Source organism: Acidovorax sp. Root568 (assembly GCF_001427445.1).
Taxonomy (GTDB): Bacteria; Pseudomonadota; Gammaproteobacteria; order Burkholderiales; family Burkholderiaceae_C; genus Acidovorax; species Acidovorax delafieldii.
Window position 1 is genome coordinate 97,937 of record NZ_LMGP01000015.1, and the last position, 14,182, is coordinate 112,118.

Consider the following 14,182-nt stretch of genomic DNA (forward strand, 5'->3'; position numbering starts at 1 on the left):
GGCCCACAGCGCTGCGCTGCTGGGCGGGATTCGGGGGAATATCAGTCGGAAAACAGGTCAGGGCAAGAAAAAAGCGGTGATCAACGGATGCAAAGTCACAGCGCCGCGTTGTGGTAGACCTCTTGCGTGTCGTCCAGGTCTTCCAGCACATCCAGCAGCTTCTGCATCTTGGCGGCATCTTCGCCGGTCAGTTCGATGGTGTTTTCGGGCCGCATGGTCACGCCCGCCACCTCGGCCGTCAGGCCTACGGCCTCCAGCGCGTTCTTTACCGCTTCAAAGTCGGCTGGGGCGGTCAGCACCTCCACCGCGCCGTCTTCGTCGGTCACCACGTCTTCAGCGCCTGCCTCCAGCGCCACTTCCATCACCTTGTCTTCGCTGGTGCCGGGGGCAAAAATCAGCTGGCCGCAGTGCTTGAACTGGAACACCACCGAGCCTTCGGTGCCCATGTTGCCACCGTGTTTGCTGAACGCATGGCGCACTTCGGCCACGGTGCGCACGCGGTTGTCGGTCATGGTGTCGATCATGATGGCTGCGCCGCCAATGCCGTAGCCTTCGTAGCGGATTTCTTCGTAGGTCAGGCCTTCGGCGTTGCCCGTGGCCTTGTCGATGTTGTACTTGATGCGGTCGGCGGGCATGTTGGCCGCCTTGGCCTTGTCCACCGCCAGGCGCAGGCGGGGGTTGGCAGACAGGTCGCCGCCACCGGCACGGGCGGCTACAGTGATTTCACGAATGATGCGGGTCCAGATCTTGCCGCGTTTTTCATCCTGGCGCCCTTTGCGGTGCTGGATATTCGCCCATTTACTGTGTCCTGCCACGAGAAGTCCTTTTGTATTGATTTAATCTAGTCGGTGGATTTTACTTTTTGCCGAACCCGTACCCCCGAGGAAACCCGAAATGGCCGAACCCCTGCTGATTGCCAAGCACGACACGATTGAATGCCACCTGCTTCCCGGCCTGGCCAACCGCCACGGGCTCATCACCGGAGCCACCGGCACGGGCAAGACCGTCACCCTGCAGACCCTGGCTGAGAACTTCTCGCGCATCGGCGTGCCAGTATTCATGGCCGATGTGAAGGGCGATCTCACGGGCGCCAGCCAGCCCGGCAAGATTGGCGACAAGCTGGCCGGCGTACTCAAGGAGCGGGGCCTGGACCTGCCCACGCCCCTGGCCTGTCCCACCACGCTGTGGGATGTGTTTGGCGAACAGGGCCACCCGGTGCGCGCCACTGTGTCGGACATGGGCCCGCTGCTGCTGGGCCGCATGCTCAACCTGAACGAAACACAGCTGGGCGTACTCAACCTGGTCTTCAAGATTGCCGACGACAACGGCATGCTGCTGCTGGACCTGAAGGACCTGCGCGCCATGCTGCAATATGTGGGCGACAACGCCAAGGACTTCACCACCGAGTACGGCAACGTGAGTGCCGCCAGCGTGGGCGCCATCCAGCGCGGCCTGCTGCAGATCGAGCAGCAGGGCGGCACGCAGTTCTTTGGCGAGCCCATGCTCAACATCCAGGACTTCATGCAGACGGTGGACGGCCACGGCGTGGTCAATATCCTGGCGGCCGACAAGCTCATGAATTCGCCGCGCCTGTATGCCACCTTCCTCTTGTGGATGCTGTCCGAGCTGTTCGAGCAGCTGCCTGAGATCGGCGACCCCGAGCAGCCCAAACTGGTGTTCTTCTTCGACGAGGCCCACCTGCTGTTCAACGAGGCGCCCAAAGTGCTCATCGAGCGCATCGAGCTGGTGGTGCGACTGGTGCGGTCCAAGGGCGTGGGTGTGTATTTCGTCACCCAGAATCCGCTCGACATACCCGACAGCGTGCTGGCCCAGCTGGGCAACCGCGTGCAGCACGCGCTGCGCGCCTTCACCCCGCGTGACCAGAAAGCCGTGAAGGCCACTGCCACCACCATGCGGCAAAAGCCGGGCCTGGACATCGAAACCGCCATCACCGAGCTGGCCGTGGGCGAGGCGCTGGTGAGCTTTCTGGACGGCAAGGGCCGCCCCAGCGTGACCGAGCGCGTGTTTGTATTGCCTCCCGGCAGCCAGTTGGGCCCCATCACCCCGCAGCAGCGCCAGGCCCTGATGGCCAGTTCTCTGGTCGCGGGCGTATATGAAAAGGTGGTGGACCGCGAGTCGGCCTACGAAAAACTCAAGGGCCGCGCCGCCGAAGCCGGCGGGCAGGCGGGTAACGCAGCGGGCGGGGGCAACGGCAAGGTGGCCACCGGTGCGCCCGCCGAGGAAGGCGGCGGCCTGCTGGGTGGGCTGAACGACGTGCTGTTTGGCAGCACCGGCCCGCGCGGCGGCAAACGCGACGGCCTGGCGCAGACCATGGCCAAGTCCGCCGTGCGCACCATGGGCACCACGATCGGCAAGGAGATTTTGCGGGGTGTGCTCGGCGGCATCTTTGGCGGCGGCAGCAAGCGCCGCTGACCTCGGTGATACGGCGCCAGGTGTCCCAGACCGGCGCCACAACACGCCTGCGCCCCTGGCGGCTTGCCTCCCCTGCCAAAGCGCATCACCAGGCGCCTGTGACTGTTTGGCGACACTGCGCAATTCGTCACAAATCAGTCACATGACCGCCGTGAAATCGCCATACACAACAACAAAAAGAAGGAGGGACGATGACACGCATTGAAAACGTTCTGCTGCGCTGGGGCGGCAAGGTCATGCTGCTGGCCATTGGGGTGTGGGTGGCAGCCATCCTCGGGATCTTTGCAGGCGCCTGGCGCCTGCGCTGGGCCTGGGTCCTGTACTTCATTGCCACCGTGATATTCACGGCGCTGGTGATCCAGTGGACCAACGCAGTGCGCCAGCGCTATATCCGCGAGGCTCCCCTGCCCCGCTTTCTGCAGCGCAAGCTGCGCGAAACCTACCCCCACCTGAGCGCCCGCGACTGTGAACTGGTGGAACGCGGCCTGCGCCAGTTCTTCATGGCCTGCCTGCGCAGCAACCAGCAGTTTGTGGCCATGCCCTCCAAGGCGGTCGATGCGCTGTGGCATGAATTCATCCTGCACACCCAGGCGTACAAACTGTGGTGCCAGAACGCACTGGGTTTCTTTTTGCACCACACACCCGCCGAGGCGCTGGGCCACAAGGCGCGCCACAACGACGGACTGCGCCGCTGCTGGTACTGGGTGTGCAAGGAAGAATCCATCGACCCCAAGGCGCCCAGCCGCCTGCCCCTGCTGTTTGCACTGGACGCCAAGTTCGCGATTGCCGGAGGCTTCAGCTACGTGCCCGACTGCTCCGACATTGCCCGCAAGAGCGATGCGGGCGGCAGCGGCGGCGACAGCTACTGCGGCACCAGCTTTTCGGACGGCAGCTACAGCGGCAGCTCGGGCGACTTTGGCGGCGCCGAGAGTTCGGATGCAGGCAGTGACGGCGGCGGGGATGGCGGGGGCGACGGCGGCGGCTGTGGTGGCGGCGGGGACTGAGCGCCTGGTCCACCGGCCCAACTGCCCCCGTTGGCGGCACAACGCCAGCCCCAATCACTCTCTTTTTGATAGCTACCCAGGCATGATGCACTAGCGCATGCAGCCAAAATGGCCCGAAATCATGCCCAGTCACCCAGGCGACGACCGGGCCTGCACCCACCGGTCTACAGTGGCACCCCATGAACACCCTCACCTGCTTTTCCCTCAGCATCACTGACCACGTGGCCCATCTGGTTCTGAACAAACCCGAGGCCATGAACACCATGCATCCCACCTTCTGGCGCGAGCTGGACACGGTGCTGGCCCAGCTGCACCAGGCGGGCGAGGCGCGGGCGCTGGTCATCAGCAGCACCGGCAAACATTTCAGCGCCGGGATGGCGCTGGAGACCTTTGGCGGCGCCATCACGATGGACGACCAGAGCCCCGAAGGCCGGGCCGCCATCTTCGACCTGCTGACTGACATGCAGGCCACCTTCACCCGCATCGACAACCTGCGCATCCCCGTGATCATGGCCATCCACGGCGGCTGCATCGGCGGCGCGGTGGACATGGTCACCGCAGGCTGCATCCGCTACGCCACGCAGGATGCATTCTTCTGCATCCAGGAGATCAACATCGGCATGGTGGCCGACGTGGGCACGCTGCAGCGCCTGCCCAAGCTCATTCCGCTGGGCGTGGTCAAAGAACTGGCCTACACCGGCCGCCGCCTGAGCGCCGCCAAGGCCCTGGACTACGGCCTGGTCAACGAGGTGTTCGACACGCAAGAGGCCATGCTGGCTGCTGCACTTCAGTGCGCCAAGGAGATCGCGTCCAAACCCCCGGTGGCCATCTGGGGCACCAAGCAGGCCGTGAACTACGCGCGCGACCACAGCGTGGAGGACAGCCTGCGCCAGATGGGGTGGCTGCAAGGCGCCATCTGGAGCAACCAGCATGTGCGCGAATCGGTCACGGCCATGAAGCAAAAACGCGCGGGCGAGTTCCCGGCGCTCACACCATTGCAACGGTTCAGCGAGCTGGGCTGAGCGCCGCCGGGCCGCGCCATGCGGCCCGGATTGTGGTGCGCGCACGGGCATGTGCCACATCAAAATGTATAGCTGCCCAGGCATGCAGCACTAGCGCTTGCAAGCCCTTTTGCTTGAAATGGTGAGGCAAAGGGCTATCATCAGGCTTCAAGGGCTGGGCCAGGTATGGCCGTCTTCCAGCCCTGTCCACAAGGATGCCGCCACCATGACGCTGCCCAGCCTGACCCCACCCACCTACGACGATGTGGCCGCTGCCGCGCACCGGCTCAAGGGCATGGCGCACCGCACACCCGTGCTGCGCTCCAACACCGCCGACGAGCGGCTGGGCGCGCAGCTGTTCTTCAAGTGCGAGAACCTGCAGCGCACCGGCGCGTTCAAGTTCCGGGGCGCGTTCAACACCCTGGCCCAGTTCACCGATGAGCAGCGCGAACGCGGTGTGCTCGCCTTCTCGGCCGGCAACCACGCCCAGGCCATTGCACTGTCGGCCCGGCTGCTGGACATGCCTGCCGCCATCGTCATGCCCGAGGACGCCCCCGCCTCCAAGATGGCCGCCACGCGCGACTATGGCGCCCAGGTCGTCACCTACAACCGCTACACCGAAGACCGCGAGGCCATCAGCCGCCGCCTGGCGCTGGAGCGCGGCATGACGCTGGTCCCCCCGTTTGACCACCCCCATGTGATCGCGGGCCAGGGCACGGCGGCCAAGGAGCTTTTTGAAGAAGTGCCTGACCTGGACTACCTGTTCGTCTGCGTCGGCGGCGGCGGCCTGCTTGCGGGCAGCCTGCTGGCCGCCGAGGCCCTGGCGCCGCAATGCCGGGTGGTAGGGGTGGAGCCCGCAGCGGGCAACGACGGCCAGCAGTCGGTCAAGGCCGGGCATGTGGTGCAGATCCCCACGCCACACACCATTGCCGACGGCGCACAAACCCAGGCGCTGGGCCAGCTCACCTTCCCCATCATCCAGCGCCTGGCCGACGACATGGTCACCGCCACCGACGAGCAACTGGTCGAGTCCCTGCGCTTTTTTGCCGAACGCATGAAGATCGTGGTCGAGCCCACAGGCGCCCTGGCCTTCGCCGGGGCACAGCATGGCAACGTCGACATCCACGGAGCGCGCGTCGGCATCCTCATCAGCGGCGGCAACGTCGATTTGTCGCGCCTGGCACGGTTTCTGGCAGACTAGCCCCCACTTTTTCACTCACCGCGCGGCAGAGCGCGCCTGTTCGTCAGCGCAAAGGCCTCTGCCCTTCTCCTTTCAGGTTCCCCATGAGCAACGTCACCGTCATCACCCACCCCCTCGTCCAGCACAAGCTCACGCTGATGCGCAAGAAAGACGCCAGCACCAACAGCTTTCGCCGCCTGCTGGGCGAGCTGTCCACGCTGATGGCGTACGAAGTGACCCGCGACATGCCGCTGCAGGATGTGCAGATCGAAACCCCGCTGGAGACCATGACCGGCAAGATGATCGATGGCAAGAAGCTGGTGCTGGTCTCCATCCTGCGCGCGGGCAACGGCTTTCTGGACGGCATGCTCAACGTGGTGCCCGGCGCCCGCGTCGGCCACATCGGCCTGTACCGCGACCCGGCCACGCTGCAGCCCGTGGAGTACTACTTCAAGATGCCGTCCGAGATGGACGAGCGCGACATCATCGTGGTGGACCCGATGCTTGCCACCGGCAACTCAGCCGCGGCCTGTGTGGACCGCCTCAAGAAGCTCAACCCCCGCTCCATCAAGTTCGTCTGCCTGCTGGCCGCCCCTGAAGGTGTGGCCACGCTGCAGAAGGCCCACCCCAACGTGCCCATCTTCACCGCCGCCATCGACCGCGAGCTGAACGACCACGGCTATATCCTGCCGGGCCTGGGCGATGCGGGTGACCGCATTTTTGGCACCAAATAAGCGCACACCGGCAGCGCCCGTGCACCAGCCACCGCAGGGCCTGCCGCCCAGCGGTGGCTTTTTTTTCATCACCGGGCTTCCCTGCGTTGCGTAACAGCCCATTGGGAGCCCTACTCTGGTGGGGTGCCCCAGCCTGGTTTCCGGATGCGCTGCACGCATGCACCATTTTTTTACCAACTGGTGGCTTTCCTCTGGCAGACTTGCCGCTGGTTTGCAGTTACACAGCCACCGACTGGCGCGCTCCTTGCTTGGTAACAGCACCCCCAACCTCCTTGTTTGCTTGTCTGAAGGAACCCCACCATGACCACTCGCCGCATCTTCACCGGACGCCTGCTCTGCACCTCCATGGCCCTCTCGGCCGCCATGGCGATGGCGCCCTCTTTGGCCTTCGCACAGTCCAAGATCAAGGTCGCGGCGATCTACACGGTGCCTTTTGAACAGCAATGGGTCAGCCGCATCCACAAGGCCCTCAAGGCCGCCGAGGCACGTGGCGAGATCGAATACAAGGCCAGCGAAAACGTGAGCAACGCCGACTACGAGCGCGTGATGCGCGAGTACGCCACCGGCGGCAACCAGCTCATCGTGGGCGAGGCCTTTGCGGTAGAAGCCGCCGCCCGCAAGGTGGCCAAGGACTTCCCCAAGACTTCGTTCCTGCTCGGCTCCTCCGGCAAGCCGCAGGCGCCCAACTTCAGCGTGTTCGACAACTACATCCAGGAGCCCGCGTACCTCAGCGGCATGGTGGCTGGCGGCATGACCAAGACCAACAAGATCGGCATGGTGGGCGGATTCCCCATCCCCGAAGTCAACCGCCTGATGCACGCCTTCATGGCGGGCGCCAAGGAGACCAACCCCAAGGTCGAGTTCACCATTACCTTCATCAACAGCTGGTTTGACCCACCCAAGGCCAAGGAAGCCACCTTCGCCATGATCGACAAGGGCGCCGACGTGCTCTACGCCGAGCGCTTTGGCGTGAGCGACGCGGCCAAGGAAAAAGGCAAGCTCGCCATCGGCAACGTGATCAACACACAAGAGCAGTACCCCGACACCGTGGTGGCATCGGCCCTGTGGCACATGGAGCCCAGCATCGAGCGCGCGCTCAAACTGGTCAAGGACGGCAAGTTCACCGCCGAGGACTACGGCCCGTACTCGATGATGAAACACAAGGGCTCCGAACTCGCGCCCCTGGGCACATTCGAGAAGAAGGTGCAGGCCGACATCGTCGCCAAGGTCAAGGCCAAGGAGGCCGACATCCTGGCCGGCAAGTTCACCGTGAAGGTGGACGACAGCCAGCCCAAGTCCACGGCCAAGTAAGCACCGGTGCAGCGGGCGCCGTGCCTGCGTCCTCAACTTCTGTGCACAGGCCACCCCAGCAAAGCGGTGGCCTGTTTGTTTTGATGCTCATCGCTATTGCACCCCGACAAGGCTCACCCACCATGTTTTCGCACCACACCACCAAGCCGACTCTGACAACGCGGTGCACCCGCCTGCTGGGCGCCCTGGCTCTGGCCGCCGTGGTCGCGGGCTGTGCCGCCACCTCACCTGGCAAAACAGCCGTGCGGCTGAACGACACGCCCCGCATCGCCGTCATCTCCGCCTTTGCGCCCGAGCTGACCGTGCTGCTGCCCCAGGTGCAGCAGCCTGCCAAGCACAGCATCAACGGCGTGGAGTTCACCACCGGCACGCTGGAGGGCAAACCCGTGGTGGTGTTCCTGTCGGGCATCAGCATGACCAACGCGGCCATGAACACCCAGCTGGTGCTGGACCGCTTCCACGTGAGCCACGTGGTCTTCAGCGGCATTGCGGGCGGCGTGAACCCTAGCCTGCACATTGGCGACGTGACAGTGCCCGCACAGTGGGGCCAGTACATGGAATGGCTGATGGCGCGTGAAGAGCAGCCCGGCCAGTACAGCGCCCCCGCGTGGATGAAAAGCGAGCTGACGATGCCCGCCTTCGGCATGATGCACCCGCGCCCGGTGGAGGTGCGATCGGCTGCAAACCCCCAGCTCAGCAAGAAGTTCTGGTTCGAAGCCGACCCCAAGATGCTGGCCACCGCCCGCAGCCTGCAGAACGTGGGCCTGGAGCACTGCCTGGCCGCCACCTGCCTCAAGCAGCGCCCACAACTGGTGGTGGGCGGCAACGGCGTATCGGGCCAAGCCTTTGTGGACAACAAGGCCTTCCGCGAATACGCCTTCAAGACCTTCGAGGCCAACGTGCTCGACATGGAAACCGCCGCCACCGCCATGGTCGCGCACAGCAACGGCGTGCCCTACATCGCCTTCCGGTCGCTGAGCGATCTCGCCGGTGGTGGTGATGGCGAGAACGAAATGGGCACCTTCATGGGCCTGGCGGCCGCCAACTCGGCCAAGGTGTTGCGGGCGTTTCTGGCGGCGTGGAAGTAGATGGCCTCCACCAACGCCCCCGTCCTGAAACTGTCGGGCATCACCAAGCGTTTTGGCAAGCTCGTCGCCAACGACAGCATCAACCTGACTCTGGCACGCGGCGAAGTGCTGGCGCTGCTGGGCGAAAACGGCGCAGGCAAGTCCACGCTGATGTCCATCCTGTTCGGGCACTACGTGGCCGACGAAGGCAGCATCGAAGTCTTTGGCCAGCCCCTGGCGCCCGGCCAGCCGCGTGCAGCGCTGGCGGCGGGCATTGGCATGGTGCACCAGCACTTCACGCTGGCCGACAACCTCACGGTGCTGGACAACGTGCTGCTGGGCAGCGAGCCGCTGTGGCAGCCCTTCTCGCGCCGCAGCGATGCCCGCGCCAAGCTGCTGGCGGTGTCGCAGCAGTTCGGCCTGCCAGTGAACCCCGATGCAAAGGTCGGCAGCCTCTCGGTGGGCGAGCGCCAGCGCGTCGAAATCCTCAAGGCACTGTACCGGGGCGCCCGCATCCTCATCCTGGACGAGCCCACCGCCGTGCTCACCCCGCAGGAGAGCGAGGCGCTGTTCGACACCCTGGCGCAGATGGTGGCGCAGGGCCTGTCCATCATCTTCATCAGCCACAAGCTGGGCGAGGTGCTGCGCGTATCGCACCGCGTGGCCGTGCTGCGCCAGGGCAAGCTGGTGGCCGAGGCGCCTGCGCAGGGCACCACCCAGGGGCTGCTCGCGCAATGGATGGTGGGCCATGCGATTGAGGCGGCAGAGCGCCGCCCCGCCAAGAATGTGGGCGAGCCCATCTGCACCCTGACCAACGTCAGCACCGGCCCCACGGGGCGCGACCGGCTGAACGGTGTGTCCCTCAGCTTGCGCGCAGGCGAGATCGTGGCGATTGCGGGCGTGAGCGGCAACGGCCAGGTGGCGCTGGCCGATGTCTTGTGCGGCGTGCGCAACGCCTCCACCGGCCAGGTCACGCTGCGCGGCGCACCGTTGCAAGCGCGGCCTGCCTGGCTAGTAAGCCAGGGCGTGGCCCGCATCCCCGAAGACCGCCACGCCGTGGGCGTGGTGGGCGACCTGCCCGTGTGGGAGAACGCGGTGGCCGAACGCCTGCGCGGCCCCTGGTTTGCGCACCCGTGGTTCCGAGCCTTCTGGGTCAAACGCCGCGCTGCGCGCCAGCATGCACAGCGCGTGGCCGAGACCTTTGACGTGCGCGGCGGCGGGCCGGACACCCCCGCCCGGTCGCTGTCGGGCGGCAACATGCAAAAGCTCATCCTGGGCCGGGCGCTGATGCCGCCGAAGGACGCAGCGGGCTACACCGCGCCTGCACCCCAGCTCATCGTGGCCCACCAGCCCACCTGGGGGTTGGACATTGGTGCGGTGATGTTTGTGCAGCAGCAACTCATCAACGCGCGCGATGCGGGAGCGGCCGTGCTGCTGATCTCGGACGATCTGGACGAAGTGCTGGCGCTGGGTGACCGTGTGGCCGTCATGCACGACGGACAACTGAGCGAGGCGCGACGCGCCGAAGACTGGACACGCGAAGCCATCGGCCTGGCCATGGCGGGCGCTGCCCATTGAGCGACAACTACAAGAACAACCCAGCATGAGACTTGAAAAACGCAACCACACCTCCCCCGCCGCCTACGTGCTGGCACCGGTGGGTGCCGTGGTGTTCACACTGATCGTCAGCGCTTTGCTGGTGCTATGGGCTGGTGCGCCCGTGGGGCAGACCTATGCGCTGCTGCTGCAGGGCGCGTTCGGCTCGGTGTTTGCACTGACAGAAACCCTCACCCGCGCCACGCCACTGATCCTGACCGGGCTGGCAGCGGCCGTGGCCTTCCGCGCGCGGCTGTTCAACATTGGGGCCGAGGGGCAGCTTTACGCCGGGGCGCTGGCCGCCGTGGCCGTGGGCGGCATGCATGGGGGCACGGGGCTGGAGTGGTCGCCCTATGTGCTCTTTCCGCTGATGATGCTGGCGGCCGCGCTGGCAGGCGCGGCGCTGCTGCTGGGCCCGGCGCTGATGAAGGCGCGGCTGGGCGTGGATGAGGTGGTCACCACACTGCTGCTCAACTTCATCATGCTGCTGCTCGTCTCTGCCCTGCTCGATGGGCCGATGAAAGACCCGCTCTCCATGGGATGGCCGCAGAGCGTGGCATTACAGGGCGATCTGGAACTCTCCAAGCTGGTGCCTCAGACGCGGCTGCACACGGGCCTGCTGTGGGCCGTGTCGCTGGCCGTGATGCTGTGGGCGCTGCTGGCACGCACGGTGCCGGGGTTTGACATTCGTGCTGCGGGGGCCAATGCACGCGCTGCTGCCTTTGCGGGCGTGCCTATCACCCGCACGGTGGTGCTGGTCGCCCTGCTCTCCGGCGGGCTCGCAGGTCTGGCTGGCGCCATCGAAGTGGCCGGTCGCACTGGCTATGTGACGCTCGACATGTCGCCCGGCTACGGCTACAGCGGCATCGTGATCGCCATGCTGGCCGGACTGCACCCGCTGGGCGTGATTGCGGCGGGCACCTTTGTGGCGGGCGTGCTGGTAGGGGCTGACAGCATGAGCCGCGCGGTGGGCGTGCCCACCTACATTGCGGATGTGATCGTGGCGACTTCGCTGATTGCGGTGCTGGTGGCCGGGCTGCTGACGCAGTACCGCGTGCGGTGGAAGTGAAGCAGCCATGACAACCCAAACACACCACAATTTCAAGCCCAATAGGCCTCAAGCGCTAGTGAATCATGCGCCGAATGCTATCGAAATGAAAGCAAATTTCCACGGAGCAGCCGCATGACCGAACTGCTCGACATCCTCGCCAACCCCGCGTTCTGGATTGCCACCCTGCGGGTCGCCACCCCGCTCATTCTGGGCACGCTGGGGGTTTTGCTGTGCGAACGCGCCGGGGTGCTCAACCTGGGCATTGAAGGGATCATGGTCGCAGGCGCCTTCACCGGCTGGCTCGCGGTGTACACGGGCCATGGACTGTGGGCCGGGGTGCTGGTGGCTGCGCTCACCGGCGCAGTGTTTGGATTGCTGCACGCATGGCTCACCGTGGGGCTGGCGCTGTCGCAGCATGTGTCCGGGCTGGGCATCACGCTGCTGGCCACGGCGCTCAGCTACTACGGCTACCGGGTGAGTTTCCCCAAGGTGAACACGCCACCCACCATCGAGCCCTTTGCACCGATGGAGTGGCTGGGCATTCCCATCCTGTCGGCACAAACCCCACTCACGCTGCTGGCCCTGCTGCTGGTGCCGCTTTTGGCCTGGGTGCTGATGCGCACCCCCCTGGGCCTGGCGGTGCGCATGGTGGGAGAGAACCCGCAGGCGGCCGAGGGCCAGGGCATCTCGGTGGCGGCCATGCGCACCGGCGCCATCGTGGCCGGTTCGGCGCTGATGGGCGTGGCGGGCAGCTTCCTCACCCTGTCGGCGTTCAACGCGTTTTTCTTCAACATGATCAACGGGCGCGGCTGGATCTGCGTGGCGCTGGTGGTGTTTGCCTCGTGGCGGCCTGGCAAGGCGCTGCTGGGTGCGCTGCTGTTTGCGTTCTTCGACGCGCTGCAGCTGCGGCTGCAGCAGGCGGGCGATGCGTGGCTGCCCTACCAGGTGTATTTGATGCTGCCGTACCTGCTGTCCATCCTGGCGCTGGTGCTGGTGGCACGCAAGGCGGCGTATCCACAGGCGCTGATGAAGCCTTACCGCAAGGGGGAGCGGTGAGAAGATGCGAATGAGCCCACCACGCCCGATTCATTCACACCCTCTGGTCGGACCACACCGCAAACTCGTTGCCGCTGGGCTCTGTGAAATGAAAGCGCCGTCCTCCCGGAAAGTCGAACACCGGCTTGACCACATGGCCACCCGCCGCCTCCACCTTGGCCAAGGTAGCTTCGAGGTCTGCGCTGTAGAACACCAGCAAGGCGCCGCCAGTGGCTGGGGTGGAACACAGGCTGGCGCGGAAGAAGCCGCCGTCCAACCCCTGACCCGAGAAGGCCGTGTACTCCGGCCCATAGTCCACAAAGGTCCATGCAAAGGCCTTTTCAAAGAACGACTTGGTGGCGGGCACATCGCGCGCGGCAAATTCGACGTAGTTCAGCTTTTCATGTGCGTTCATCGGATGACCCTTTCTTCTTGAGACCCCGCAGTGTGCCTGCACGTCCCGACGAATATCTACACTTCCCCACCATGCTCGACCTGCTCATCACCCACGCCAGCCTGCCCGACGGCCGCCAGAACATGTCCATCGCCGTGCAAGGCGGCCGCATCACCGAAGTGACCAAAGGCCTGCAAGCCCCCGCGCATGAGACGGTGGACGCCGGCGGCCTGCTGGTCAGCCCGCCGTTTGTGGACGCGCATTTCCACATGGATTCGACCCTGAGCTACGGCCAGCCGCGCGTGAACGAGAGCGGCACCCTGCTCGAAGGCATTGCGCTGTGGGGCGAACTCAAGCCCACGCTGACCCACGACGCCATCGTGCAGCGCGCGCTGCAGTACTGCGACATGGCCGTGGCGCGCGGGCTGCTGGCCATCCGCAGCCATGTGGACACCAGCCACCCCAGCCTGCTGCCGGTGCAGGCGCTGCTGGAGGTAAAGCAGCGCGTGGCGCCGTACCTGGATTTGCAACTGGTGGCCTTCCCACAAGACGGCGTGCTGCGCGCGCCCGGAGGGCTGGCCAACCTGAAACGCGCGCTGGACATGGGTGTGGACGTGGTGGGCGGCATTCCGCACTTCGAGCGCACCATGGCCCAAGGGGCCGAGAGCGTGAAGATCCTTTGCGAACTGGCGGCCGAACGCGGCAAACGCGTGGACATGCACTGCGACGAGAGCGATGACCCGCATTCGCGCCACGTGGAAACCTTGGCGTACGAAACCCAGCGCCTGGGCCTGCAGGGCCGCGTGACGGGCTCGCACCTCACCTCCATGCACAGCATGGACAACTACTACGTGAGCAAGCTGATGGCGCTGATGGCCGAGGCCGACCTGGGCGTGGTGGCCAACCCGCTCATCAACATCACGCTGCAAGGCCGCCACGACACCTACCCCAAGCGCCGTGGCATGACCCGCGTGCCCGAGCTGATGGCTGCGGGCCTGACGGTGGCTTTTGGCCACGACTGCGTGCTCGACCCCTGGTACAGCGGCGGCAGCGCCGACATGCTGGAGGCCGCGCACATGGGCCTTCATGTGGGCCAGATGACCAGCCAGGCCGCCATGCGGCAGTGTTTTGATGCGGTGACGGTGAATCCCGCCAAGCTGCTGGGGCTGGAGGGCTACGGTATCGCCCCCGGCTGCCATGCCGACTTGGTGCTACTGCATGCGCGCAACCCGGTGGACGCCATCCGCCTGCGGGCCACGCGCCTGGGTGTGTGGCGGCGTGGCCAGCGGGTGGCCAGCAGCCCGGCGCCCGTGGCGCAGCTGCACCTTCCTGGGCGGCCCGGCAGCGTTGATTTTGCGTCCAACTAGCCTCAAGCG

Annotated in this window: 13 protein-coding genes; 11 read left to right on the forward strand and 2 right to left on the reverse strand. The window is 65.5% G+C overall.

Features of this window, described 5'->3' with window-relative positions:
- Positions 1-95: 95 nt before the first annotated feature.
- Positions 96-815, reverse strand: coding sequence for a YebC/PmpR family DNA-binding transcriptional regulator (locus ASD75_RS12325; RefSeq protein ID WP_056746047.1), 720 nt, complete (start codon positions 813-815; stop codon positions 96-98).
- 79 nt (positions 816-894) lie between these two features.
- Here ASD75_RS12325 and ASD75_RS12330 point away from each other — a divergent pair, with 79 nt between their 5' ends.
- The 10 genes from ASD75_RS12330 to ASD75_RS12375 all read left to right on the forward strand — a co-directional run bounded on the left by ASD75_RS12330 (position 895) and on the right by ASD75_RS12375 (position 12,433).
- Positions 895-2,433, forward strand: coding sequence for a helicase HerA-like domain-containing protein (locus ASD75_RS12330; protein ID WP_056746049.1), 1,539 nt, complete (start codon positions 895-897; stop codon positions 2,431-2,433).
- A gap of 191 nt (positions 2,434-2,624) precedes the next feature.
- The gene (locus ASD75_RS12335; protein WP_056746052.1) at positions 2,625-3,437 is read left to right on the forward strand and encodes a hypothetical protein; all 813 of its coding nucleotides are present in this window, start codon (positions 2,625-2,627) and stop codon (positions 3,435-3,437) included.
- Positions 3,438-3,616: 179 nt separating this feature from the next.
- On the forward strand, positions 3,617-4,459 hold the full coding sequence (locus ASD75_RS12340) for an enoyl-CoA hydratase-related protein (RefSeq protein WP_056746054.1): 843 nt from the start codon (positions 3,617-3,619) through the stop codon (positions 4,457-4,459).
- Between the two features lie 205 nt (positions 4,460-4,664).
- Positions 4,665-5,639: a threo-3-hydroxy-L-aspartate ammonia-lyase gene (locus ASD75_RS12345; protein ID WP_056746055.1), complete on the forward strand. Its 975-nt coding sequence runs from the start codon at positions 4,665-4,667 to the stop codon at positions 5,637-5,639.
- Between the two features lie 83 nt (positions 5,640-5,722).
- Entirely contained in the window at positions 5,723-6,352 is a 630-nt protein-coding gene (upp, locus tag ASD75_RS12350; protein WP_056746056.1) for a uracil phosphoribosyltransferase, read from the forward strand.
- Between the two features lie 300 nt (positions 6,353-6,652).
- Positions 6,653-7,663, forward strand: coding sequence for a BMP family protein (locus ASD75_RS12355; RefSeq protein WP_056746059.1), 1,011 nt, complete (start codon positions 6,653-6,655; stop codon positions 7,661-7,663).
- 122 nt (positions 7,664-7,785) lie between these two features.
- Positions 7,786-8,751 carry a 5'-methylthioadenosine/S-adenosylhomocysteine nucleosidase gene (locus ASD75_RS12360; RefSeq protein ID WP_099730113.1) on the forward strand — a complete coding sequence of 322 codons (966 nt, stop codon included), beginning with the start codon at positions 7,786-7,788 and terminating at the stop codon, positions 8,749-8,751.
- Positions 8,752-10,308 carry an ABC transporter ATP-binding protein gene (locus ASD75_RS12365; RefSeq protein WP_056746062.1) on the forward strand — a complete coding sequence of 519 codons (1,557 nt, stop codon included), beginning with the start codon at positions 8,752-8,754 and terminating at the stop codon, positions 10,306-10,308.
- 25 nt (positions 10,309-10,333) lie between these two features.
- On the forward strand, positions 10,334-11,395 hold the full coding sequence (locus tag ASD75_RS12370; protein ID WP_056746064.1) for an ABC transporter permease: 1,062 nt from the start codon (positions 10,334-10,336) through the stop codon (positions 11,393-11,395).
- 114 nt (positions 11,396-11,509) lie between these two features.
- On the forward strand, positions 11,510-12,433 hold the full coding sequence (locus tag ASD75_RS12375) for an ABC transporter permease (RefSeq protein WP_056746065.1): 924 nt from the start codon (positions 11,510-11,512) through the stop codon (positions 12,431-12,433).
- Between the two features lie 34 nt (positions 12,434-12,467).
- Here the strand turns inward: ASD75_RS12375 and ASD75_RS12380 are convergent, their stop codons facing one another.
- A complete protein-coding gene (locus ASD75_RS12380; protein WP_056746067.1) occupies positions 12,468-12,827 on the reverse strand; it encodes a VOC family protein in 360 nt (119 codons plus the stop codon).
- A gap of 71 nt (positions 12,828-12,898) precedes the next feature.
- On the opposite strand from ASD75_RS12380, the gene ASD75_RS12385 reads away from it, so the two are divergent.
- Positions 12,899-14,173, forward strand: coding sequence for an amidohydrolase family protein (locus ASD75_RS12385; protein WP_056746069.1), 1,275 nt, complete (start codon positions 12,899-12,901; stop codon positions 14,171-14,173).
- The last annotated feature ends 9 nt before the right edge of the window (positions 14,174-14,182 follow it).

Coding starts and splice junctions, on each gene's coding strand:
- ASD75_RS12330 (WP_056746049.1), top strand. CDS start 895: ATGGCCGAACCCCTGCTGATTGCCAAGCACGACACGATTGAATGCCAC.
- ASD75_RS12335 (WP_056746052.1), top strand. CDS start 2,625: ATGACACGCATTGAAAACGTTCTGCTGCGCTGGGGCGGCAAGGTCATG.
- ASD75_RS12340 (WP_056746054.1), top strand. CDS start 3,617: ATGAACACCCTCACCTGCTTTTCCCTCAGCATCACTGACCACGTGGCC.
- ASD75_RS12345 (WP_056746055.1), top strand. CDS start 4,665: ATGACGCTGCCCAGCCTGACCCCACCCACCTACGACGATGTGGCCGCT.
- upp (WP_056746056.1), top strand. CDS start 5,723: ATGAGCAACGTCACCGTCATCACCCACCCCCTCGTCCAGCACAAGCTC.
- ASD75_RS12355 (WP_056746059.1), top strand. CDS start 6,653: ATGACCACTCGCCGCATCTTCACCGGACGCCTGCTCTGCACCTCCATG.
- ASD75_RS12360 (WP_099730113.1), top strand. CDS start 7,786: ATGTTTTCGCACCACACCACCAAGCCGACTCTGACAACGCGGTGCACC.
- ASD75_RS12365 (WP_056746062.1), top strand. CDS start 8,752: ATGGCCTCCACCAACGCCCCCGTCCTGAAACTGTCGGGCATCACCAAG.
- ASD75_RS12370 (WP_056746064.1), top strand. CDS start 10,334: ATGAGACTTGAAAAACGCAACCACACCTCCCCCGCCGCCTACGTGCTG.
- ASD75_RS12375 (WP_056746065.1), top strand. CDS start 11,510: ATGACCGAACTGCTCGACATCCTCGCCAACCCCGCGTTCTGGATTGCC.
- ASD75_RS12380 (WP_056746067.1), bottom strand. CDS start 12,827: ATGAACGCACATGAAAAGCTGAACTACGTCGAATTTGCCGCGCGCGAT.
- ASD75_RS12385 (WP_056746069.1), top strand. CDS start 12,899: ATGCTCGACCTGCTCATCACCCACGCCAGCCTGCCCGACGGCCGCCAG.